The organism is Streptomyces sp. NPDC101490, from assembly GCF_044767145.1.
Lineage (GTDB): Bacteria > Actinomycetota > Actinomycetes > Streptomycetales > Streptomycetaceae > Streptomyces.
Map to the genome: position 1 here is coordinate 16,603 of NZ_JBIWNI010000002.1, position 21,248 is coordinate 37,850.

Sequence of the window (21,248 nt, forward strand, 5' to 3'; positions counted from 1 at the left end):
GGCTTCGGTGGCGCCGGGCGTCCGGGCGGTGTCTGCGTCGTTCATACGCGGCTCATTCTCCGCCTCGGCGGTCCCTCCCGCCACACCCCTACCAGGTAGTAGTTAGGCATTCGAAAATTTTCCTTAGCGTAGGGAATGTTTGCAGGATGCATCTCGTTGGACACGGATGTAAGACAGTTCTCCGCACGGAGGATCAACTCGGACGAAGGGAGAAGCCTGTGCGCTTCGAAATCCTGCGACTCGACGACATCGACGGCACGCCCGTCGACAGGACCGTCGTGGACGCCTCCTCCGTCAACCGGATCGTGCAGCAGGCCGCAGCGATCGGCCAGCGCATCTGGATCCGCCCCGCCGAGACCTCGGCCTCGTAACAGGCCGGGTTCCACCCACACGCACCGCGCCCCCGCGCGGACTCCGCGACAGCGGAATCCGCACGGGGGCGCAGTGGCGTCCGGGGCCGGGTGACCGGCGGGGCGGGTGACCGGCAGCGCGGACACGCCGGACACATCGAATGCACGGATGCACGGACGATCCGGCGCACGGGCGCACCGGGCGGTCAGGCGCTCTGGACGACCTGGGTGACGCCGTTGATGATCTGCTGGACCGCGATGGCGGAGAGCATCATGCCCGCGAGCCGGGTCACCAGGACCACACCGCCGTCCTTGATGACCCGGATGATCAGCAGCGAGTAGCGCATGGCCAGCCAGAGCACGAGGTGCATGGCGAGGATGGCGGTCCAGACGGCGACCTGCGAGGCCACGCCGTCGGCGTTCTGCACGGCGAGGATCACCGAGACGATCGCACCGGGACCGGCGAGCAGCGGCATCCCGAGCGGGACCAGGGCGACGTTGACGTCCTTGGTCTGCTTGGGCTCGTCGGTCTTGCCGGTGAGCAGGTCGAGGGCGATGAGGAGCAGCAGCAGACCGCCCGCGATCATCAGCGCGGGGACGGAGACGTGCAGATAGGCGAGGATCTGCTGGCCGAGGATGCCGAAGACGGTGATGACGCCGAAGGCCACGGCGACGGCCTGCCAGGCCATCCGGCGCTGCACCTTGGCCGGGCGGCCGGAGGTGAGCGCGAGGAAGATCGGGGTGATCCCGGGGGGATCCATGATCACGAAGAGGGTCAGGAACAGCGAGCCGAAGACGGCGACGTCGAACACGTGGATTGCCTTGCGGGAGAGACGAACGGTGGGGTGGGACCCCCGCGGACCGGAATACAAAATTCCGGGGGCGGGGCAGGTGGAGCGCCGCCCCGCACACGGCACGGAGCCGTACGGGGGCGGACCAGGACGAAGGGAGTGCGGGAAGGAGAGGGCTGGGCTCGGGCGGCACGGGCGGGGTGGTCGACGGGCCTGTCGGATCAGCCGGACGGACCGGACCGGACGGACCACTCGGACCGGGAGCCGTTCGCACCGGACGGACCGGTGTCGGACCGAGGGACCGAATGGGCCGACAGAACCGTTCGTGCCCGGTGGATCGTCGGGCCGAGTGCGGCACACGGTCGCTCCCGGTCGGTCGACCCGGCGGGCGGCGGGTTCCCTACGGGCTCGCGTCCCCCCTAGGGGGTCAGCGTTCCCTTACGGGTTCCGGCTTCCCCTAGGAGATCTGATCCCCCTACGGGGTCCGGCCCCCTGTCAGGGACCTGGCCCCCTTGCGGGATCCGGTACCCCCTACGGGATCCGGCGCCCTGACGGGGTCGCTCCCCCTGACAGGGTCCGGTTCCCCGGCAGGGACCGGTTTCCCATGGGGACAGCCCCTCGGGTGAGGACCGGTGGTGACCCGGGGCGCCCGACGGCACGTGACCGGTGCTCGGCGCCATGGGCTCGGCGCGATCCGCGAGGACGCCCGTCGAAAGGGCGCCTGCGGTCACGCCCGGCTCGTGGCACTCCGGCCCCGTCCCGCACGGCGGCAGCCGTCAGGCGGCGGGTCCCCCCGCGCCGGGGACCGGGAAGGCGCCCGAGGCGCGGCGGGTGATCTCCCCGTAGATCTCGGGGTCGGTCGTGTACTCGCCGAGACGACAGGTCTTGCGGCTGCCGTGGTAGTCGCTGGAGCCCGTGGCCAGCAGCCCCAGCTCCTTGGCGAGGCCGCGCAGCCGCGCCCGTGTCGCCTCGTCGTGGTCCATGTGGTCGACCTCGATGCCGTCGAGACCGGCCTCGGCGAGCCGGACCATCGTGGACTCCGGCAGCACCTGCCCGCGCTTCACGGCGAGCGGGTGCGCGAAGACGGTGACGCCGCCGGCCGCCTTCACCAGGCGGATCGCTTCGACCGGGTCCAGTTCGTGCTTCCCGACGTGGGCCCGGCCGCCGTCGGCGAGCCAGTCGGAGGTGAAGGCCCCGGAGACGTCGGGGACGACCCCGAGCTCGACGAGGGCCTCGGCGACGTGCGGACGGCCGACCGAGCCGTCCCCGGCGATCCGGGCGACCTGCTCCCAGGTCACGGGGACGCCGAGGTCCTGGAGCCTGCCGACCATGGCACGGGCGCGCGGGACGCGGTCGTCACGGACGAGTTCGCGCTCCGCGAGCAGCGCGGGCTCCTCGGGGTCGAAGAGGTACGCGAGCAGATGGAGGCTGATCCCGTCGATCCGGCAGGACAGTTCGGCGCCGGTGACGAGGGTGAGGCCCTCGGGCAGCGCGGCGACGGCCTCCGCGTGTCCCCGGGTGGTGTCGTGGTCGGTGAGGGCGACGACGTCGAGCCCCGCGGCGGCCGCGTTCCTCACGAGTTCGGCCGGGGAGTCCGTGCCGTCGGAGGCCGTGGAGTGGGTGTGCAGATCGATGCGCACGACGCGGAACTCCCGGAACTCGGCACGGACGAGGGACGCTCCAGCATAACGGCCCGTTCGAACACCCGGGTACGGAACGTGACGGCCGTCTCCGCCGCGCCCGTCACTCCCACCAGCCGTCCCCTACCCTCCCGTCACCCCCACCGGCCGTCCCCGACCCGCCCGTCACCCCCACCCGACGTACCGCCCCGGCCGCCCCCGTCGTACCGACTCCGCCGTCATCGCGGGACGCACCGGTACATCGCCGGACCTGCGGGGCCCACGGACACCACCGGACACGACCGGACCCGCGGGGACGCCTCCGTGTCCACGGGCTCCGCGTCCATCGTCTCCGCAGGGCGCACCGAACGGCCCGCAGGTTCGCCGTCTCCTCCAGGGCGTACCGGGCTCCGCCCCGCCCGTCGCCCCACCAGGCGTACCACCCCTCCCTCGCCCCACCGTGCCCACCGTCTCCGGCAGGTGGCGTTCGGCCCGCGCCTCAGCCCAGCAGTCTCGGGGTGAGCGCGCCGCAGGGGACCAGTTCGACCTCGGCGCCCGCGTCGCGCAGGTCCGTCAGGACCAGTTCGTCGTACATGAGGAGGCCCGACTGCTCGGGCCAGACGATCGCCCACAGCCAGAGTCCACGGGCCTCCCCCGCGAAGACCGCGCGGTCCTGCGGGGTGCCGGTGACGTGCCAGAGCGGGGTGGGGCGCCCCGCGGCGAGGACCTTGGTCTGCGGGGGCTTGTCGATGGCCATGCCCGCACCGGGATCGGGGCCGTCGATGCCCGCGTACCGCGCGCCGAGGCCGACGCCCAACTCCTCTGCGACCAGGAGGAGTTCACCGAGGCCGCCGAGTGGTCCGGGGCCGGAGCAGGCGACGGCGGTCGCGCGTCCGCCGCTGCGGTCGTCGCCCGCGTACGCGACACCGGTGAAGAGCCAGCCGACGGGCAGGGGCCACGGCATCCAGACCGGCACGTGGGACCGGTGCACGACGACACCGAGGCCCTCGATGCTGGGCGGGATGACGGGCTGGAGCGGGTGCACCGAGCCGTGCGCGTCACACTGCCAGGAGTCGGCGAAGAGTCCGGGCGCCCTGACCCGGCCACCGCACTTCGGACAACTGGGTTCGCCCCTCATAGGGCCCAACGGTCCTACCCCCGGGGCCCGGCGTCAAGGACGATCACGGACGATCACCCGTCCGGCCTGTGGCGTTCACTCCGCGTCTCCGCCGGAGCCGCCCCCACCCCTTTTCCCACATGGATGCAGGCTGCACTCGTTAGGCTCCTCAACTTTTTCCGCGCTCGGCGCGACCGTCCCGACGCGGAGGAGCGCCACCATGCGGAGAGAAGGAGGGAAGGAGAGAAGACGACACGGCGGACACGGACACGAGAACGATCCTGCTCGACGAGTCGACGAGTCGACGCCCGGCCTCGGCATGGTGTGCGGCCCGCTCCTCGGCACCGTCCCCGGCGACGTCGACAGGCGCTGACCGCGCCTTCGGCACGGCGGCGCCGACGGCGGCGGGCTTCCCGTGCATCGCGGCGTCCCTCCAGGAACAGCCGAAGCCCGCCCGCAGGACCTCACCACCGGACCCGGTCCGCCACCAGCCCGCCCCGACCCGGCCCCGCCCCTCAGTCCAGATCCACGGACCGCCGCAGCGGGTCGCGCAGGTCCGTCCCCCGGGCCAGCCAGCGCTCCTCCAGGGCCTGCGCCCCGTGCACCCGCTTCCAGGCGGCCTCGTTCGCGGTCATCGGGAGGAGGGGCAGGAAGCGCACCGGGTCCATCGGCCCGTCGAGCTCCAGATCCGCCACCAGGCCGCCGGACTCCGCGACGAGGACCGAGCCGAAGGCGGCGCCGGGCCAGAGCGGCTCGCCCACGTCGAGCGAGGCGCCCGGGGCCACGACGACGCCCTCCACCTGCGGGGTGGAGGCGAGCACGGCCAGCGGGCGCAGCACCTTGTCGGTGTCGGCGAGCCCGCCCCGGACGGTGAGGACCAGTTCGGCGCGCGGTCCCGCGACCGGATCGGCGAGGGTGGCGGTGGGGTCGGCCATCGGCTGGGCGGACATGCCGAGGGTCGCGTACCGCACGAGATCCCCGTCGATGAACCGGAGCACCTCGATCCGGTCCGTGCCGAGGAACGTCACCGCGGCCCGCGCGTCCGGTTCCCCGAGGGCCGTACGCAACCGGGCCTCGACCAGAGCAAGAACTTCTCCCATGGGTTGAGCATAAAGCGCGTATGGAACGGGCAAAGTAAGGGATTGACCATCAGTCGGCTGATAGTCTTGGCCGCTGGTCGGGAGTCCCGAACTCCCGGCTACTCGTCACACGTCATCCCTCACGAGGGACCGGCCGGAGGAGGTGGGGCTGCGATGGACCGAAGTCGATCGGGTAGTACCAGCCGCTCTTCCGGCCCGCACCCCAGCCAGGTGCCCACGTCTCTCCGGTGATCACGGGTCCGCACGGATCTCCTTCTCCGGCTTCTCGCATGACGGAAGAGCATTTCGCCTTTGCCTGTCAGTAGCGAACGCCGTCACCGCGTCCCTTCGGTGCCGCCCGCTTTGTGGACGACGCAACAGCTCCACGTCCCCATTCCGGGCTGTGCCGTGCTCGCCGACGGCCCTCCGTGAAGGAGCATGCCCATGTCGATGATCCGTGACCTGCGCGCCGCCGTCCGTCCCAGCCTGCTGCACCCGCTGCGCAAGACCCCGACCGCGTACACCGCGTACGACCCCACCCGTGACCACTCCGCCTCCAGCGCCGTGGTCGACTGCGCCGTCTACCGCGACGGACGCCGGACCGACGACCGCGAGTGCCTCACCCCGCGCGGCGCGATGCAGCAGGTGCGGGAGAGCGGCGGCTTCGCCTGGATCGGCCTCCACGAGCCGACCGAGGCCGAATTCGCCGGGATCGCGGCCGAGTTCGGACTGCACCCGCTCGCCGTCGAGGACGCCGTCCACGCCCACCAGCGGCCCAAGCTGGAGCGGTACGACGACACCCTCTTCACCGTCTTCAAGACCATCCACTACGTCGAGCACGCCGAGCTGACCGCGACCAGCGAGGTCGTCGAGACCGGCGAGGTCATGTGCTTCACCGGCCCCGACTTCGTCATCACCGTCCGGCACGGCGGCCAGGGCTCGCTGCGCAATCTGCGGCACCGCCTCGAGGGCGAGCCGGAGCTGCTCGTCAAAGGCCCCTCGGCCGTCCTGCACGCCCTCTCCGACCACGTCGTCGACGGTTACATCGCGGTCGCCGACGCCGTCGAGCTCGACATCGACCAGCTGGAGATCGATGTCTTCTCGCCCGCCGCGAAGGGCTCCACGCGCGGCACGGACACCGGCCGGATCTACCAGCTGAAGCGTGAGGTCCTGGAGTTCAAGCGGGCCGTCACCCCGCTCATGCGGCCCATGCAGCTGCTCAGCGAGCGGCCCATGCGGCTGGTGGACCCCGACATCCAGAAGTACTTCCGGGACGTCGCCGACCACCTCGCCCGGGTCCAGGAGCAGGTCGTCGGCTTCGACGAACTGCTCAACTCGATCCTCCAGGCCAACCTGGCGCAGGCGACCGTCGCGCAGAACGAGGACATGCGCAAGATCACCTCGTGGGCGGCGATCGTCGCCGTCCCCACGGCGGTCTGCGGCGTGTACGGCATGAACTTCGACCACATGCCCGAGCTGCACTGGAAGTACGGCTACCCGATGGTGCTGACCGGCATCGTCGTGATCTGCTTCACCATCCACCGCACCCTCAAGCGGAACGGCTGGCTGTAGGCCGCCGCCCCCTCGGCTCCCCCGCTCTTCTCCCCGTACCTCCCCGTACCTCCCCGTACCTCCCCGGGAAGGTGTCCGGCGGGCCCGGCCCGGCCCGCCGGGCATCCCCTAGGCTTCGGGCCATGACTGAAGAGCTGCCCGGGTCCGCCCTCGTCGAGGAGGCCACCAAGAAGTCGGGCCTGGTGTGGGTGCGCGGCACCGGCCCGGCCCGCGCGCTCTGGCACGTCTGGCACGACGGAGCCGCGCTCCTCGTCGGCGACGGCCCCGGCGAGCAGCCCCTGCCGGACCTGGCGGACGGCGGTACGGCCGAGGTCACGGTCCGCAGCAAGGACAAGGGCGGCCGGATCGTCGGCTGGACGGCCGCCGTGCGCGAACTCGCCCCCGGTACGGACGAGTGGGACGCGGCCGTGGCCGAGCTGAAGGGCAAGCGGCTCAACGCTCCGGACGGCGAGGCGATGACCGCCCGCTGGGCGCGCGAGTGCCGGGTGCTGCGGCTGGACCCGCGCGCGGTGGACGAGGACCTGCCGGACGGCTCCCTCGCCGCCGTACCGCTGCCCTCGCCCGCCACCACCCGCGAGCCCGTGCCCGCCGCCCTGCCGAAGCTGCTGTTCCGGCGCCGCGGGCGCTGACCCGCGCGGCCGGGAGCGCCGCTCAGGTGCGGGGCAGCTGCTTGCCGTAGTCGAGGGTCTCCTCCTTGGACGGCTCGGCGAGCGGGAAGCTCTTGTTCCACTCGCTGAGCACCACCACGCCCGCTCCCCCGCCCCGGGCGAACCTGAGCGGGTACGGGTCGCCGTCCAGGGCCACGTCGAGGGTGCCGCCCTCGCCGTCCCCGCCGCCCTTCACCTTGATGGTGCGGATGCCGCCGATCTGGTCCCGGTCGCCCTTGACCTTCTCGCCGTGCAGCTCGGTCAGGCCGTTGAGCAGCAGCCCCATGTCGGTGAAGCCGCGCAGCTGGTTGTACGAGGGGTCGCCCTGCGGCACCTTCACGAACTTGTCGTCGAGCTTGTCGGCGGCCTCGGAGTCCGCCTTCGAGGGGGAGCCGTCGGCCGAGGTGTCGTGGGACCAGAAGTCCGCCGCCGCCTTCAGGAAGAGGGTGTCGCCGACCCGCAGCAGCTCGAAGGTGCTGTTCTTCGTGGTCACGGAACCGGCGGCGCCGTCCTTCCGCAGCCGCATGTTCAGCTTGAACGTGCCGCCCTTGCTGACCAGGCTGCCCGAGAGACGGACCGACTTCGCGGTGTCCGCCGTGTCCCGCGCCTTGCCCTCGATCTCGGTCGCGGAGAGCCTCCCGACCCCGTTGGTCCCCTCGTCGGGATCGGCGGCACAGGCCGCCGTCCCGGCGATCAGACCGGCGCAGAGCGTCAGGGGCACGACGGCCCTGCGGAGACGCGACGACGGGGCGCGAAAGGGCATCTGCGCTACCTCTCCTGGCATGGGGGACACAGGCCGCGGCCGTACGGGGAGAACCGGGGCGGCGGCCGTCCGTGCTGCTCGGGGACACCGGACGGGGGGACGCCGGCGTGCCGGTGGGGGACGGCAGTCCGCAGCGTACCCGGACCGGACGACGACCCCTGCGGGGGCCGTCCGGAGTCGCTGCCGGGGCGGGGTGGATCGGCACGGGCTAGCCTGAATCAGGCAAAGCTCGGCAATGACTCGAATCGTGCGGCACCGAGGAGGCGCGTGGCATGGCGGCAGGCGCCCCCCGGATCTTCGTCTCCCACCTCGCGGGAGTGCCCGTCTTCGACCCCGTCGGCGACCAGGTCGGCCGGGTCGGCGACCTGGTGGCCATGCTGCGGGTCGGCCGCAGACCGCCCCGGCTGCTCGGCATGGTGGTGGAGGTGCTCAGCCGCCGCCGGGTGTTCGTGCCGATGACCCGGATCATCGGAGTGGCGTCCGGCCAGGTCATCACCACCGGTGTGGTCAACATGCGGCGCTTCGAGCAGCGGCCGACCGAACGGCTCGTCCTCGGCGAACTCCTCGACCGGCGGGTCCGGCTCGTGGGGCCCGGCGGGGAGGAGGGCGAGGAGGTCACCGTCCTCGACGTCGCCGTCCAGCAGCTGCCCGCCCGCCGCGAATGGGAGATCGACAAGGTCTTCGTCCGGCGCGGCAAGGGCGGGGCGCTGCGCCGGAAGGCCGAGACGCTGACCGTGGACTGGTCGGGTGTCACCGGCTTCTCCCTGGAGGAGAACGGGCAGGGCGCCGAGAGCCTGGTCGCCACCTTCGAGCGGCTGCGGCCCGCCGACGTCGCCAACGCGCTGCACCACCTGTCCCCGAAGCGCCGGGTGGAGGTGGCGGCGGCACTCGACGACGACCGGCTCGCCGACGTCCTGGAGGAGCTGCCGGAGGACGACCAGGTCGAGATCATCGGCAAGCTGAAGGAGGAGCGGGCGGCCGACGTCCTGGAGGCGATGGACCCGGACGACGCGGCCGACCTGCTGTCGGAGCTGCCCGAGGAGGACAAGGAGCGGCTGCTGACCCTGATGCGGCCGGACGACGCCGCCGACGTACGGCGTCTGATGTCGTACGAGGAGCGCACGGCGGGCGGTCTGATGACGACGGAGCCGATCGTGCTGCGGCCGGACGCCACGGTCGCCGACGCGCTGGCCCGGGTCCGCCAGCAGGACCTGTCGCCCGCGCTCGCCGCCCAGGTGTACGTGTGCCGGCCGCCGGACGAGACGCCGACCGGCAAGTACCTGGGCACGGTCCACTTCCAGCGGCTGCTGCGCGACCCGCCGTTCACCCTGGTCAGCTCGATCGTGGACAGCGACCTGCCGCCGCTCGGCCCGGACACCCCGCTGCCCGCCGTCACCAGCTATCTCGCCGCGTACAACATGGTCGCGGCGCCGGTGGTGGACGAGAGCGGGGCGCTGCTCGGCGCGGTCACCGTCGACGACGTCCTCGACCATCTGCTGCCGGAGGACTGGCGGGAGACCGAGTTCCACGAGGAGGGGACGGGGCATGGCCGCTGAGCGCGCCCAGGACCGGGACCGGGAGCGGCCGGGCGCCCGCGTCCGGCTCGACCAGCCGCGCGAGCGGCGGGCCAGACTGCTCCCGGAGTACGACCCCGAGGCCTTCGGGCGGATCTCGGAGCGGATCGCCCGGTTCCTGGGGACGGGCAGGTTCCTGGTCTGGATGACGCTCACGATCATCGTGTGGGTCGCCTGGAACATCTTCGCGCCGGGTTCGCTGAAGTTCGACGAGTACCCGTTCATCTTCCTGACGCTCGCGCTGTCCCTCCAGGCCTCGTACGCGGCGCCGCTGATCCTGCTCGCGCAGAACCGGCAGGACGACCGGGACCGGGTCAATCTCGAACAGGACCGCAAGCAGAACGAGCGGTCGATCGCGGACACCGAGTACCTGACGCGGGAGATCGCGGCGCTGCGGATGGGCCTCGGCGAGGTGGCGACCCGCGACTGGATCCGCTCGGAGCTCCAGGACCTGGTGCGGGAGCTGGAGGAGCGCCGGGACCTCTTCCCGTACGGCGAGGACCGGGGACGTGACGTACCCGACCGTTGACAGGGCTTTCATGGGCCGGTGGTCCGCGCCGTACCATCGTCGGTATGGCTACGGAAGACACGGTCCTCGAAGCACTGGCGACGGTGAACGACCCTGAGATCAACAAGCCGATCACCGAGCTCGGCATGGTCAAGTCGGTGGAGATCGAACCGGACGGCAAGGTCGCCGTGACGGTCTATCTGACGGTCTCCGGCTGCCCGATGCGCGACACCATCACGCAGCGCGTGACGGATGCCGTCTCCCGGGTCGAGGGCGTCACCGCCGTCGAGGTCTCGCTGGACGTGATGAGCGACGAACAGCGCAAGGAGCTGGCGGCGGCGCTGCGCGGCACGAGCGCCGAGCGCGAGGTGCCCTTCGCGAAACCGGGTTCGCTGACCCGGGTGTACGCGGTGGCCTCCGGCAAGGGCGGTGTCGGCAAGTCGTCGGTCACCGTGAACCTGGCCGCGGCGATGGCCGCCGACGGGCTGAAGGTCGGTGTCGTCGACGCCGACATCTACGGCCACAGCGTGCCCCGGATGCTGGGCGCGGACGGCCGTCCGACCCAGGTCGAGAACATGATCATGCCGCCGTCGGCGAACGGCGTGAAGGTCATCTCCATCGGCATGTTCACCCCGGGCAACGCGCCCGTGGTGTGGCGCGGGCCGATGCTGCACCGGGCGCTCCAGCAGTTCCTCGCGGACGTGTACTGGGGTGACCTGGACGTCCTCCTGCTCGACCTGCCCCCGGGCACCGGCGACATCGCGATCTCGGTCGCGCAGCTCGTGCCGAACGCGGAGATCCTGGTCGTGACCACCCCGCAGCAGGCGGCGGCGGAGGTCGCCGAGCGCGCCGGTTCGATCGCCGTCCAGACCCACCAGAAGATCGTCGGTGTGGTGGAGAACATGGCGGGTCTGCCGTGTCCGCACTGCGACGAGATGGTCGACGTGTTCGGCACCGGCGGCGGTCAGCGGGTCGCGGACGGGCTGACGAAGACCACCGGCGCGACGGTCCCGCTGCTGGGCTCGATCCCGATCGACGTACGGCTCCGTGAGGGCGGCGACGATGGCCGGCCGGTCGTCCTGTCCGCCCCTGACTCCCCGGCGGGCGCGGCCCTGCGCGCCATCGCGGGCAAGCTCGGCGGGCGGCAGCGCGGGCTCTCCGGCATGAGCCTGGGCATCACCCCGCGCAACAAGTTCTGACGCGTCACCGGAAAGGGCGCCCCCCTGGTGGGGGGCGCCCTTCGTCGTACCGGGTGCGCGCCGCCGGGTCGGGGCGGGCGGACCCGCTCGCCCGCGCTCCCGGCCGCGCCCGGTCAGGCGTACGCGTCGAGGTCCTTGATCTGCGAGAAGCCGAGCCCGTACGCGCTCATGCCCCGCCCGTACGCCCCGATGTGGACGCCGTCGGCGGACCCGGCGAGGACCCAGCCGAACTCCGTCTCGCGGTAGTGGAAGGTCACCGGCACCCCGTCCACCGGCAGCGAGAGCGACGACCAGTCCGGTCCTTCGAGGTCGTCGGCCAGTTCGAACGCGGTCTCGGTCTGCTGGTCCAGCCAGTTGTCCCGGGTCATGTGGTCGAGCGAGGGGGGCCAGGTGTGGACGAGCAGTCCGCTGCCGGCCAGCCAGGCGGCCGAGGAGACCGTGGTGGCGTCGAGGACGCCGGTGCCGTCCCCGGTGCGGCGGACCGGGCTGGCGGCGACGGTGACGACGACCGCGAACCGCTCCTTCTCCGTGCCGCTCGCGTCGGACTTTATCGACGGCGCGTCACCGTGGCCGGTCGAACCGTGCTGCACGCTGCCGTCCGCCGCCGTGCCCACCTGCATGAGCCGGCGGGGCCCGGTGAACGCCTCGTCCAGGCCGTACCAGGCGAAGGGCGCGCGCAGATAGCCCTCGGCGGTCCGCCGGGCCGTGGGCACGCCCTCCGCCGGACTCGTGGTCTCCATCTCGGCCGCCTCCTCGTTCGATCGACAGAGGGAGGATAGCCACCGGGAGGCGCCGGACCGGTGACGGCCCGGCGTCAGGTCGCGTCGGAGTCGTACGGAGGACGCTCGCCGGTGTCCGGCTTGTCCTGCTTCTTGAGGAGGTCCGGGGTGCCGCCGGGGGCGGTCCCCGCACCGCCGGAGCCGTTCACCGGAGTGCCGTTGACGGAGGTCCCGTTCACCGCGGTCGACTGCGGCTCACGGCCGTGGACCGCGTCGGCGACCTCGTTCATCTCCTTGCGGAGGTCGAAGCTGCCGCGGAGCTCCTTGAGCTCCCGCAGGTCCTCGTTCTGCTCCATCTGCTTGCGGAGGAACGTCTTGGGGTTGAGGTCCTCGAAGTCGAAGTCCTTGAAGTCCGGCCCCAGCTCGCTGCGGATGTCCTCCTTCGCGCCGTCCGAGAACTCACGGATCTTCCGCACGAAGCGCGAGACGTCCTGGATCATCTTCGGGAGCTTGTCCGGCCCGAAGACGAGCACGGCGAGGACCACGAGCGTCACCAGTTCGAGTGCGCCTATGTCGCTGAACACCTAGTAGCTCCTTCACGCCGGTCCAGGGCCCGGTCCACGGTACCCGCCGAAACTGCCGGACGGGTACCTCCCGGTGTCCGCCGGATGGCGCTCAGCCGCCCTGCGAGGATCCGAGGGTCAACGTCTTTGTCAGCTCTTTGCCGTCGCGGTTCAGGGTGAGGGCCAGCCGGTCCCCCGGGCGGTGGGCGCGGATCTTGACGATCAGCTCCTCGCCGTTGTGCACGCGCTGGCCGTCGACCTTGGTGATGACGTCCCCGGGCAGGAGTCCGGCCCTGGCCGCCGGGCCGTCGGGCGTGACGGACGCGGTGCCGTCCTTGCCCTTCTCGCCGACGCGGGCGCCGTCGCCGTTGAACTGCATGTCGAGGCTGACGCCGATGACGGGGTGGGTGGCCTTGCCGGTGTTGATGAGTTCCTCGGCGACCCGCTTGCCCTGGTTGATCGGTATGGCGAAGCCGAGGCCGATGGAGCCGGGCTGGCTGGCCCCGGCGCCCTCGCCGTCCCCTCCGGAGCCGCCCGCGGCCCGGATGGCGCTGTTGATGCCGACGACCCGTGCCTTGGAGTCGAGGAGCGGGCCGCCGGAGTTGCCGGGGTTGATCGGGGCGTCGGTCTGGAGGGCGTCGACATAGCTGATGTCGCTGCCGTCGCCCTTCTCGCCGCCCGCGGTGATGGGCCGTTCCTTGGCGCTGATGATGCCGGAGGTGACCGTGTTGGACAGGTCGAAGGGCGCGCCGATGGCGACGACGGGGTCGCCGACCCGGACGTCGTCGGAGTTGCCGAGCGGCAGCGGCTTGAGCCCCGAGACGCCGGTGACCTGGACGACCGCCAGGTCGTAGCCGGTGTCCTTGCCGATGAGCCGGGCGCGGGCGGTCTCGCCGCTGGAGAACGTCACCGTGATGTCCTTCGAGGACTCGGCGGCGTCGACGACATGGTTGTTGGTGAGGATGTGGCCCTTGGTGTCGAGGACGAAGCCGGTGCCGGTGCCGGACGATCCGCCGCCCTTGACGTGCAGGGTGACCACGCCGGGCAGGGCGCTGGCGGCGATCCCGGCGACGCTCTCGGGGGCCCGGCCGGTCTCCCCGGCCTCCGCCTGGGGCAGTTCGACGGTGGTGAGTCCGCCGTTGCGCTCGACGTAGGCGCCGATGCCGCCGCCGATGACTCCGGTGACGAGCGCGAAGGCGAGCGCCCCGGCGAGGGCGAGGCCCTTGCGGGACTTCTTCGCGGGCGCGGGCGGGAGTCCGGGCGCACCGGCACCCCAGGGGTCGTACTGCACCCAGGGCGCCCCCGCACCCGGCAGGTGCGGCTGGGCGTGGGGGTGCGGCGGTACGAGGGGCGGCGCGACGGCCTGCGGGGGCGGTACGGGCGCCGCCGGGTGCTGCACGGGCGGCGCGGGCGCCCACGGCCCCGGCTCCCCGTAGGGAGGCGTCCGGTACTCGTCGGGGGCGTGCAGGGGGGCGGGGGCGCCCTCGGGGGCCGCGTCCACGGGGACGGCCGGGCCGACGGGCTCACCCTTGGTCAGCGGGACGGGCCCGGGGGCGGGTTCGGCGGAGGGTTCGCCCGTGGGCGTCCGGGGCGCAGCGGCGGGCCCGGTGAGGTCCCCGGGCCGGGACTCGTACGGTCCGGCGGGGGCTTCGGTCCCGTGGGGCTCGGTGAGCGCTCCGGGCCCGGGCTCGGACGTCCCGGCGACGGCACCGGTCCCGTGGGGCTCGGTGACCACCACCGGCTCGTACGTCGCCGTGACGGCCTCCGGCTCGTACGTCTCCGTGACCGCCTCGGGCTCGTACGGTCCGGTGGTGCGCTCCGGTGAGGGGCCCGGGGCCCCCGTCTCGGCAGCGGGCTCCCCGGCGGCCGCCGGGGCCTTCCGGTCCGTCACGTCCGGCTGGTCCGGCCGGTCCGTCGAGTCCGTGCGGTCCGGCGGGACCACCGGGTCCGTCACGTCCGGGCCGGTGTGCGGCCGGGGCGCGGGCAGCGGAAAGTCACCGTCGCCGTCCTCGGCCGGCGGCGGCGTGGGTATCCGCGCCGCCTCCGGGCCCTCCGAAGGCCGGCTCCACCAGTTCGGCTTCCCGTCGTTCATGCTCTCCCCGCAACCGCTGGCCCGTCCGCGCCCCTGGGTCGGGCGCCCGTGTCCCTGGATTCAACCAGGTCGCGGGTCAGCGGTGGGAGCCGAGCGGCCCGGTCGTCGGGCTCGCCGCCGGACTGGGCCCGGGGGCGAAGGCCAGCTGGAGGGCCGGACCCGTCGGGCGCACGAACGGCGAGAGGGCAAGGAAGGACTGCGGGGACGGGTTCTGGAGGCGGACGGAGAGCAGCGGGGTGGCGGGGGAACGGACCGCGTCCGGCGGGACGGCGCCCGCCGGGACCGTGCCCTGACCGGTCGCCGCGACCGGCCCCCGCGCTGCCGAGAGGGGCATCACCGGGGCGGACGGGGTACCGGTGACGTCCTGTCCCGCCAGGGCGGACTGGGCGCCGGACCGCTCCCCGGAGCGGGTGCCCCGGGTGACGGGCGTGCCCGTGCCGGGCCCCGCGGTGCCGGTGCGCAGCGGGGTGACGGAGCTGCCGGTGCCCTGGCCGCCGCGCGCGCTGGCGCTCACCGAGGCGTCCAGGGGCAGGGTCCCGCCGAGGGCGATGGCCGCGAAGGAGACCGCGCTGGCCGCCACGAAGGCGAACCTGCGGCCGCGCCCGGCGGAACCGGGCGCGCGGTCGGCGACCTCGTGGATGCGGAAGCCCGGGTGCGGGGTGACGGGGGTGACGACCGCGGCGGTGGCGAAGCCGTCGGACCTCACTCCCCCGGCGTCGAGGAGTTCTTCGAGGGGTCCCCGGGGTCCTCCGGAGCCGCCAGGACCCCCGGGCAACCCCTGGAGGCGGGCGAGGAAGCCTTCGGAGAGCGGTGGGGGCGCGGCGGAGGCGAAGACGCTCTTGAGGGTGCGCTGTGCGTCGGCCTCGGCCTTGCAGCGGGCGCAGGTCGCCAGGTGGGCGAGGACCCGCTCGCGGGCGTCGTGGCCGAGCTCGCCGTCGACGAGCGCGGCCAGCCGGTCTCCGAGGTGGTGTTCGGCAGGAGTCGGAGACGAGGAAGGGCTACCGCTCACGCTGTCCCCGCCTCCCATCCGACGGAGGCCAGGGCACGCTCCGCCCGTGCCTCGGGCGACCGGTGCTTGAGGGCCTTGCGCAGGTGGGAGCGGCCGCGGTGGATCCGGCTGCGGACGGTGCCGAGCTTCACACCGAGGGTGGCGGCGATCTCCTCGTACGACAGTCCCTCGATGTCGCAGAGGACCACGGCGGCGCGGAACTCGGGCGCCAGGGTGTCGAGGGCCTGCTGCACGTCGGCGTCGAAGTGCGTGTCGTTGAACACCTGCTGCGGGGAGGGCTCGCGGCTGGGGAGCCGCTCGGCGGCGTCGTCGGCGAGCGCGTCGAAGCGGATGCGCTGCTTGCGGCGGACCATGTCGAGGAAGAGGTTGGTGGTGATGCGGTGCAGCCAGCCCTCGAAGGTGCCCGGGGTGTAGGTCGACAGCGAGCGGAAGACGCGGACGAAGACCTCCTGGGTGAGGTCCTCGGCGTCGTGCTGGTTGCCGGTCAGGCGGTAGGCCAGCCGGTAGACCCGGCCGCTGTGGGTGCTGACGATCTCCTCCCAGGTGGGAGGGGTCCACGCCGGCGATTCCGCATCCGATGCGAAGGTCGCGGTGGTGGGAGCGGAGTCGGTCGTGCGGAAACGGTCAGCGGTGTCGGTCACGGATTTCGGCTCACCCGCCGACCTGAGAAGACGCCGAAGCACTCCTCCCCGATCCACAGGCGCAGCCGCACCTCCCCTGTCGGCTCTGGTGGTGTCCAGTGGAGCCCCTACCATAGCCACCTCGCCCGTTAGCTCCGGATAAGAATCTTTACGCGAATTTGGAGCCGGGTCGCCCGGCTGTCTCCTGTCGCGTCCTTCCCCTGGTGAACGCCCGGTCCCATCTGCGGGTTCCCGCTGACAGCGGATACAGTCACCGTTGCGTCAACTACGGGGACAGGAGAGGGCCATTACCGCCAACCGGCAGACGAGCTGGTCGTTCGCCGACGCCTTTGTCGCCGAGAACGACGCTCTGCGCTGGGCCCGGGAGCGGGCCAGGGAGGCAGGGCTGCCCTCGGTGTCCCCCGGTACGGGCGGTGCGCTGCGCCTGCTGGCCGCGACGGCGGACGCGAAGGCGGTGGCGGAGATCGGCACGGGCACGGGCGTGTCCGGGATCTATCTGCTCCTCGGGATGCGTCCCGACGGGGTCCTGACCACGGTGGACCTCCAGCCGGAGCGGCAGCAGCTGGCCAAGACGGCGTTCCGGGCGGCGGGCTTCGCGGGGAACCGGGCCCGGTTCATCCCGGGCCGGGCGCTGGACGTCCTGCCCCGGCTCGCGGACGGCGGCTACGACCTCGTGTTCTGCGACGGGGACCGGCTGGAGTACCTGGACTATCTCGCTGAATCGTTGCGCCTGCTGCGGCCGGGCGGCCTCGTCTGTTTCGAGGGCGTCTTCGCGGAGGGCCGCACGGTCGACGCGGCGGCCCAGCCGCCGGAGGTCCAGCGGGTGCGGGAGCTGCTGCGCGCGGTCCGGGAGAGCCCGGAGCTCATTCCTTCGCTGCTGCCGGTGGGCGACGGTCTGCTCTGCGCGGTCCGCCGGGGCTGACCCCGTCCGCGCGGGGTGCGCCGCGGCCCGCGCACCGCGTGTCCCGGCGCCGGACGCACCGCTGCCCCGGGACGGCGGGGCCGTACCGGGGCAGCGGTGAGGATCGTGGAGAACCGGGTCAGCCGACGACCTTCTTCAGGGCGTCGCCCAGCGCCCCTGCCTCGTCCGGGGTCAGCTCGACGACGAGCCGGCCGCCGCCTTCGAGCGGAACGCGCATGACAATGCCCCGCCCCTCCTTGGTCACCTCGAGCGGGCCGTCACCCGTCCGCGGCTTCATGGCCGCCATGCTCGTTCCCCTTCCTGAAACCAGCTCATCGTCGGCCGGGCAGCTCCATGACCTGGAGCACGTCTCCGGCTTCGAACACATTGCTTCCAGGTCATTATCCCGCATGGCAGCACCCGATGACCAACATCCATCGGCATCGCTTGCGCAACGCGCGCTCGCAAAACCCCATAATTCGGCGATCGGCCTGCGATACTCCGCCGCTCGGCTTCCGACTGCGGGCCTCCGGAAGCTGGTCGGATTGACGCAGCTCACATGGGCGGTGCGGGTGATGTCCGCCATGCTGGGCGGGTCGACGACGCGATGAGGCGAAGGGATACCGATGGCCGACACGGTGCTGTACGAGGTGCGCGAGGGACTCGCCACCATCACGCTCAACCGCCCCGAGGCCATGAACGCCATGAACGTGGCGGCGAAGGCCGCCCTCCGGGAGGCGGTGGAGACGGCCGCCGGGGACGCCGCCGTACGGGCGGTGCTGCTGACCGCGGCCGGTGACCGGGCGTTCTGCGTGGGCCAGGACCTGAAGGAGCACGTGGGTCTGCTCGCGGCGGACGCGGAGAACGGCACGCGGGAGACCATGAGCACGGTCCGCGAGCACTACAACCCGATCACGCGGGCCCTCGCGGGGATGCGGAAGCCGGTGGTGGCGGCGGTGAACGGGGTCGCGGCCGGGGCCGGTTTCGGCTTCGCGCTCGCGGCGGACTTCCGGGTGGTCGCGGAGACCGCCTCGTTCAACACCGCGTTCGCCGGGGTCGCGCTCACCGCCGACTCGGGCGTCTCCTGGACGCTGCCCCGGCTGATCGGCCCGAGCCGGGCGGCCGACCTGCTGTTCTTCCCCCGCTCGATCAGCGCCTCCGAGGCGTACGAGCTGGGCATCGTGAACCGGCTCGTCCCGGCCGCCGACCTCGCCGCCGAGGCGGAGAAGGTGGCCCGGCGGCTGGCGGAGGGGCCGACGGTGGCGTACGCGGCCCTGAAGGAGTCACTGGCCTTCGGTGCGGCCCACTCGCTCGCCGAGACGCTGGAGAAGGAGGAGGAGCTGCAGAGCCTGGCCGGGGCCTCGGCCGACCACACGATCGCGGTCCGCGCCTTCGTCGCCAAGGAGAAGCCGACGTACCTGGGCCGCTGACCGCCACCGGGCCACCGGGCCACCGGGCCACCGGGCGGAGTCGGGTGGTCCGGGGGCGGTTCCCCGTCCCGGGGTCCGGTTCCGTCCCGGGGGCGGGGAAGCGGCTCCCCGGTCACTCACTTCCCGCCGCGGGCCACGCAGTCCGTCACGTGGTCGTCGACGAGCCCGCACGCCTGCATCAGGGCGTAGGCCGTCGTCGGTCCGACGAAGCGCACACCGCGCTTCTTGAGCGCCTTCGACAGGGCCGTCGACTCGTCGGTGACCGCCGGGACGTCGGCGACCGTGCGCGGGGCCGGGCGGTCCACCGGATCGGGGGCGTACGACCAGATCAGACCGTCGAGCTCGCCCGGGGACCAGCCCGCGAGCAGCCGGGCGTTGGCGAGGGTCGCGTCGATCTTGGCGCGGTTGCGGATGATGCCCTCGTCCTGGAGCAGCCGCTCGCGGTCCGCGTCCCCGAAGGCCGCGACGGAGGCGATCCGGAAGCCCTCGAAGGCGGTGCGGAAGCCCTCCCGGCGGCGCAGGATCGTGATCCACGAGAGACCCGACTGGAAGGCCTCCAGACAGAGCCGCTCGAAGAGCGCGTCGTCGCCGTGGACCGGGCGGCCCCACTCCTCGTCGTGGTACGCCAGGTAGTCCTCGGCCGACAGGCCCCAGGGGCAGCGGAGCCGCCCGTCGGGGCCGGGCACCGCGCCGGAGGCGGTCACGCGGGGCCCTCTTCCCCGGCGCCCTCGGCCCGCCCCGGACCCTCGGCGCGCTCGGCGGAGGGGCCGGTGAGCGACTCCTCCAGCTCGGCGATCCGGGCGTCCCGCTCGGCCAGCTCGGCGCCGAGACGGACGAGGACGTCGTCCACGTCCGCCATGCGATAGCCCCGCAGCCCGACGGGGAGGCGGAGCGCCTCGACGTCGGCGCGGTCGACCGGGCGGCTGACCGGGAGCGGGTCGACGAGCTGCTCGGGCGCCACCTCGGGCAGCACCTCGCTGTCGCCGCCGCCGATCACGGCGAGGGTCACCGCGGCCACGACCACGACCATCGTGATGAGCAGAAACCAGAACACTGCGCGCCTCTCCCCGGAGTGGAAAACGTCCCGTGCCGATCGTGCCACGTGCCACCGACGGCTAGGGTCGCAGGCGAACGGACACGAGGGAGGACAAAAGGGATGCTGCGCTTGGGACGGCGTGAATTCGGGCCGCACGAGCCGGTGATCATGGCGATCGTGAACCGGACCCCGGACTCGTTCTACGACCAGGGCGCGACCTTCCTGGACGAGCCCGCGCTCGCGCGGGTCGAGCGGGCCGTGGCCGAGGGCGCGGCGATCGTCGACATCGGCGGGGTGAAGGCGGGCCCCGGCGAGGAGGTGACGGCCGAGGAGGAGGCGCGGCGCACGGTCGGTTTCGTCGCCGAGGTCCGGCGCCGCCATCCCGATGTGGTCATCAGCGTGGACACCTGGCGGGCGGAGGTCGGCGAGGCGGTCTGCGAGGCGGGGGCGGACGTCCTGAACGACGCGTGGGGCGGGGTGGACCCGGGTCTCGCCGAGGTCGCCGCGAAGTACGGCGCGGGCCTGGTGTGCACGCACGCGGGAGGCGCGGAGCCGAGGACCCGACCGCACCGGGTGGCGTACGAGGACGTGATGGCCGACGTCCTGCGCGTCACGGTGGGCCTGGCGGAGCGCGCGGCGGCGCTGGGGGTGCGCCGGGACGCGATCATGATCGATCCGGGGCACGACTTCGGGAAGAACACCCGGCACAGCCTGGAGGCGACCCGGCGGCTGGGGGAGATGGCGGCGACGGGGTGGCCGGTGCTGGTGTCCCTGTCGAACAAGGACTTCGTCGGGGAGACGCTGGACCGGCCGGTGAAGGAGCGGGTCCTGGGGACCCTGGCGACCACCGCCGTCTCGGCGTGGCTGGGCGCCCAGGTGTACCGGGTCCACGAGGTGGCGGAGACGAAGCAGGTCCTGGACATGGTGGCCTCGATCGCGGGCCACCGCCCGCCGTCGGTGGCACGCCGGGGCCTGGCGTAGCGGAGCCGGTCGGCCCCCGGAGCGACGAGGGCCTCGGCGGGGCGGGGCACGGGGAGGCCGCCCGGCAGATCCGGACGGTCCGTGGCGTGGTGCGCGGTGCGCGGCCGACGGTGACCGGGGGCGCGTCGGCGGTCCGCGCGGCCGGGTGGTTGGGCGGTTGGTTGGCCGATCCCTCGGGGGTGCGGCCGGTGCCTGGCGGGACGCCACCCCGGTCGACGGCGCCGCTTCCGGCGCCACCCGCCCGTACCCCGTACGGCCCCGGGACCGCCGCGCCCGTACGGCCCGGCGGGCAGGACCCCGGCCCTGCCCCGTGAGCGGGACCCCGGGCACGGCCTGACCAGCCCGGGGCCCGTCAGCGTTCACGCATTCTGGTCCACCACCAGCCGAACACCGCCAACTCGATGTAGTGGGGTTCCGGCAAGGTACGGCGCTCGAATTCCGCGTCGATGCGTGTGATCAGCCGTCCCAAGTCCCTTCGGGCTCCGGGAGGAAGGTGCAGCATCGCCCGCTCCAGATCGTCACGGGCGTCTTCCACCTCCATCCCGGGCGAACAGGCCTCGGAGGCGTTCAGGTAGCGGCCAGGCTGCTGGAAGGCCCGCTCGAAGCGAGAGAGCGCAAGCGCGACCGCGTCGGGCCGCATCTCCTGGTCCTCGACCC

General features: G+C 72.8%; 23 protein-coding genes. 9 read left to right on the plus strand and 14 right to left on the minus strand.

Going from position 1 to position 21,248, the window contains the following annotated elements; genetic code table 11:
* Nucleotides 1–218 precede the first annotated feature (218 nt).
* Nucleotides 219–371, plus strand: coding sequence for a hypothetical protein (locus ACIRQY_RS03895; protein ID WP_017239951.1), 153 nt, complete (start codon nucleotides 219–221; stop codon nucleotides 369–371).
* 185 nt (nucleotides 372–556) lie between these two features.
* On the opposite strand, the gene ACIRQY_RS03900 is transcribed toward ACIRQY_RS03895, so the two are convergent.
* From ACIRQY_RS03900 to ACIRQY_RS03915, 4 genes are all read right to left on the minus strand, one after another.
* Nucleotides 557–1,162, minus strand: coding sequence for a MarC family protein (locus ACIRQY_RS03900; protein WP_351795713.1), 606 nt, complete (start codon nucleotides 1,160–1,162; stop codon nucleotides 557–559).
* 755 nt (nucleotides 1,163–1,917) lie between these two features.
* Nucleotides 1,918–2,781: a PHP domain-containing protein gene (locus tag ACIRQY_RS03905; protein WP_351795710.1), complete on the minus strand. Its 864-nt coding sequence runs from the start codon at nucleotides 2,779–2,781 to the stop codon at nucleotides 1,918–1,920.
* 478 nt (nucleotides 2,782–3,259) lie between these two features.
* The gene (locus ACIRQY_RS03910) at nucleotides 3,260–3,898 is read right to left on the minus strand and encodes a DUF6758 family protein (RefSeq protein ID WP_351795708.1); all 639 of its coding nucleotides are present in this window, start codon (nucleotides 3,896–3,898) and stop codon (nucleotides 3,260–3,262) included.
* Between the two features lie 494 nt (nucleotides 3,899–4,392).
* Complete coding sequence (locus tag ACIRQY_RS03915; RefSeq protein ID WP_351795705.1) at nucleotides 4,393–4,977, minus strand: suppressor of fused domain protein; 585 nt, start codon at nucleotides 4,975–4,977, stop codon at nucleotides 4,393–4,395.
* A gap of 423 nt (nucleotides 4,978–5,400) precedes the next feature.
* Here ACIRQY_RS03915 and ACIRQY_RS03920 point away from each other — a divergent pair, with 423 nt between their 5' ends.
* A complete protein-coding gene (locus ACIRQY_RS03920; RefSeq protein ID WP_403922325.1) occupies nucleotides 5,401–6,528 on the plus strand; it encodes a magnesium and cobalt transport protein CorA in 1,128 nt (375 codons plus the stop codon).
* Between the two features lie 122 nt (nucleotides 6,529–6,650).
* Entirely contained in the window at nucleotides 6,651–7,157 is a 507-nt protein-coding gene (locus ACIRQY_RS03925) for a hypothetical protein (protein ID WP_351795699.1), read from the plus strand.
* 22 nt (nucleotides 7,158–7,179) lie between these two features.
* On the opposite strand, the gene ACIRQY_RS03930 is transcribed toward ACIRQY_RS03925, so the two are convergent.
* On the minus strand, nucleotides 7,180–7,938 hold the full coding sequence (locus ACIRQY_RS03930; RefSeq protein WP_351795696.1) for a hypothetical protein: 759 nt from the start codon (nucleotides 7,936–7,938) through the stop codon (nucleotides 7,180–7,182).
* 272 nt (nucleotides 7,939–8,210) lie between these two features.
* On the opposite strand from ACIRQY_RS03930, the gene ACIRQY_RS03935 reads away from it, so the two are divergent.
* Genes ACIRQY_RS03935 through ACIRQY_RS03945 form a run of 3 tightly spaced genes read left to right on the plus strand, consistent with a single transcriptional unit; the run spans nucleotide 8,211 to nucleotide 11,219 of the window.
* Nucleotides 8,211–9,494 (plus strand): magnesium transporter MgtE N-terminal domain-containing protein, encoded by a 1,284-nt coding sequence (locus tag ACIRQY_RS03935; RefSeq protein WP_403922326.1) that lies wholly within the window; start codon nucleotides 8,211–8,213, stop codon nucleotides 9,492–9,494.
* Complete coding sequence (locus ACIRQY_RS03940; protein WP_351795690.1) at nucleotides 9,484–10,041, plus strand: DUF1003 domain-containing protein; 558 nt, start codon at nucleotides 9,484–9,486, stop codon at nucleotides 10,039–10,041. Before ACIRQY_RS03935 ends, ACIRQY_RS03940 begins: the two co-directional genes overlap by 11 nt.
* A 44-nt stretch (nucleotides 10,042–10,085) precedes the next feature.
* Complete coding sequence (locus ACIRQY_RS03945) at nucleotides 10,086–11,219, plus strand: Mrp/NBP35 family ATP-binding protein (protein WP_351795688.1); 1,134 nt, start codon at nucleotides 10,086–10,088, stop codon at nucleotides 11,217–11,219.
* A 113-nt stretch (nucleotides 11,220–11,332) separates the two neighbouring features.
* Here ACIRQY_RS03945 and ACIRQY_RS03950 read toward each other — a convergent pair whose 3' ends face one another.
* The 5 genes from ACIRQY_RS03950 to sigE form a co-directional block, all read right to left on the minus strand.
* Entirely contained in the window at nucleotides 11,333–11,959 is a 627-nt protein-coding gene (locus ACIRQY_RS03950; protein WP_351795685.1) for a hypothetical protein, read from the minus strand.
* A gap of 74 nt (nucleotides 11,960–12,033) precedes the next feature.
* Complete coding sequence (locus tag ACIRQY_RS03955; RefSeq protein WP_403922328.1) at nucleotides 12,034–12,522, minus strand: sec-independent translocase; 489 nt, start codon at nucleotides 12,520–12,522, stop codon at nucleotides 12,034–12,036.
* A 91-nt stretch (nucleotides 12,523–12,613) separates the two neighbouring features.
* On the minus strand, nucleotides 12,614–14,593 hold the full coding sequence (locus ACIRQY_RS03960) for a trypsin-like peptidase domain-containing protein (protein ID WP_403922330.1): 1,980 nt from the start codon (nucleotides 14,591–14,593) through the stop codon (nucleotides 12,614–12,616).
* Between the two features lie 76 nt (nucleotides 14,594–14,669).
* Nucleotides 14,670–15,602: a zf-HC2 domain-containing protein gene (locus ACIRQY_RS03965; RefSeq protein WP_403922331.1), complete on the minus strand. Its 933-nt coding sequence runs from the start codon at nucleotides 15,600–15,602 to the stop codon at nucleotides 14,670–14,672.
* Nucleotides 15,599–16,357: an RNA polymerase sigma factor SigE gene (sigE, locus tag ACIRQY_RS03970; protein ID WP_351795674.1), complete on the minus strand. Its 759-nt coding sequence runs from the start codon at nucleotides 16,355–16,357 to the stop codon at nucleotides 15,599–15,601. The genes ACIRQY_RS03965 and sigE overlap by 4 nt, the downstream gene beginning before the upstream one ends.
* A 142-nt stretch (nucleotides 16,358–16,499) precedes the next feature.
* Here sigE and ACIRQY_RS03975 point away from each other — a divergent pair, with 142 nt between their 5' ends.
* Nucleotides 16,500–17,165, plus strand: a complete 666-nt coding sequence (locus ACIRQY_RS03975) for an O-methyltransferase (RefSeq protein ID WP_351795671.1) — start codon at nucleotides 16,500–16,502, stop codon at nucleotides 17,163–17,165.
* Nucleotides 17,166–17,283: 118 nt separating this feature from the next.
* Here the strand turns inward: ACIRQY_RS03975 and ACIRQY_RS03980 are convergent, their stop codons facing one another.
* On the minus strand, nucleotides 17,284–17,451 hold the full coding sequence (locus tag ACIRQY_RS03980; protein ID WP_069086806.1) for a DUF3117 domain-containing protein: 168 nt from the start codon (nucleotides 17,449–17,451) through the stop codon (nucleotides 17,284–17,286).
* A 319-nt stretch (nucleotides 17,452–17,770) separates the two neighbouring features.
* Here ACIRQY_RS03980 and ACIRQY_RS03985 point away from each other — a divergent pair, with 319 nt between their 5' ends.
* Nucleotides 17,771–18,574, plus strand: coding sequence for an enoyl-CoA hydratase/isomerase family protein (locus tag ACIRQY_RS03985; RefSeq protein WP_403922334.1), 804 nt, complete (start codon nucleotides 17,771–17,773; stop codon nucleotides 18,572–18,574).
* A 116-nt stretch (nucleotides 18,575–18,690) separates the two neighbouring features.
* Here ACIRQY_RS03985 and ACIRQY_RS03990 read toward each other — a convergent pair whose 3' ends face one another.
* On the minus strand, nucleotides 18,691–19,278 hold the full coding sequence (locus tag ACIRQY_RS03990) for a DNA-3-methyladenine glycosylase I (protein WP_351795666.1): 588 nt from the start codon (nucleotides 19,276–19,278) through the stop codon (nucleotides 18,691–18,693).
* Complete coding sequence (locus ACIRQY_RS03995; RefSeq protein WP_403922336.1) at nucleotides 19,275–19,628, minus strand: hypothetical protein; 354 nt, start codon at nucleotides 19,626–19,628, stop codon at nucleotides 19,275–19,277. Before ACIRQY_RS03995 ends, ACIRQY_RS03990 begins: the two co-directional genes overlap by 4 nt.
* A gap of 102 nt (nucleotides 19,629–19,730) precedes the next feature.
* Here ACIRQY_RS03995 and folP point away from each other — a divergent pair, with 102 nt between their 5' ends.
* Entirely contained in the window at nucleotides 19,731–20,591 is an 861-nt protein-coding gene (gene folP, locus ACIRQY_RS04000) for a dihydropteroate synthase (RefSeq protein WP_351795660.1), read from the plus strand.
* A 352-nt stretch (nucleotides 20,592–20,943) separates the two neighbouring features.
* On the opposite strand, the gene ACIRQY_RS04005 is transcribed toward folP, so the two are convergent.
* A complete protein-coding gene (locus ACIRQY_RS04005) occupies nucleotides 20,944–21,231 on the minus strand; it encodes a hypothetical protein (protein WP_403922338.1) in 288 nt (95 codons plus the stop codon).
* Nucleotides 21,232–21,248 lie beyond the last annotated feature (17 nt).

Coding starts and splice junctions, on each gene's coding strand:
- folP (WP_351795660.1), top strand. CDS start 19,731: ATGCTGCGCTTGGGACGGCGTGAATTCGGGCCGCACGAGCCGGTGATC.
- ACIRQY_RS03910 (WP_351795708.1), bottom strand. CDS start 3,898: ATGAGGGGCGAACCCAGTTGTCCGAAGTGCGGTGGCCGGGTCAGGGCG.
- ACIRQY_RS04005 (WP_403922338.1), bottom strand. CDS start 21,231: ATGCGGCCCGACGCGGTCGCGCTTGCGCTCTCTCGCTTCGAGCGGGCC.
- ACIRQY_RS03915 (WP_351795705.1), bottom strand. CDS start 4,977: ATGGGAGAAGTTCTTGCTCTGGTCGAGGCCCGGTTGCGTACGGCCCTC.
- ACIRQY_RS03980 (WP_069086806.1), bottom strand. CDS start 17,451: ATGGCGGCCATGAAGCCGCGGACGGGTGACGGCCCGCTCGAGGTGACC.
- ACIRQY_RS03920 (WP_403922325.1), top strand. CDS start 5,401: ATGTCGATGATCCGTGACCTGCGCGCCGCCGTCCGTCCCAGCCTGCTG.
- sigE (WP_351795674.1), bottom strand. CDS start 16,357: ATGGTAGGGGCTCCACTGGACACCACCAGAGCCGACAGGGGAGGTGCG.
- ACIRQY_RS03925 (WP_351795699.1), top strand. CDS start 6,651: ATGACTGAAGAGCTGCCCGGGTCCGCCCTCGTCGAGGAGGCCACCAAG.
- ACIRQY_RS03960 (WP_403922330.1), bottom strand. CDS start 14,593: ATGAACGACGGGAAGCCGAACTGGTGGAGCCGGCCTTCGGAGGGCCCG.
- ACIRQY_RS03985 (WP_403922334.1), top strand. CDS start 17,771: ATGGCCGACACGGTGCTGTACGAGGTGCGCGAGGGACTCGCCACCATC.
- ACIRQY_RS03935 (WP_403922326.1), top strand. CDS start 8,211: ATGGCGGCAGGCGCCCCCCGGATCTTCGTCTCCCACCTCGCGGGAGTG.
- ACIRQY_RS03950 (WP_351795685.1), bottom strand. CDS start 11,959: ATGGAGACCACGAGTCCGGCGGAGGGCGTGCCCACGGCCCGGCGGACC.
- ACIRQY_RS03945 (WP_351795688.1), top strand. CDS start 10,086: ATGGCTACGGAAGACACGGTCCTCGAAGCACTGGCGACGGTGAACGAC.
- ACIRQY_RS03930 (WP_351795696.1), bottom strand. CDS start 7,938: ATGCCCTTTCGCGCCCCGTCGTCGCGTCTCCGCAGGGCCGTCGTGCCC.
- ACIRQY_RS03940 (WP_351795690.1), top strand. CDS start 9,484: ATGGCCGCTGAGCGCGCCCAGGACCGGGACCGGGAGCGGCCGGGCGCC.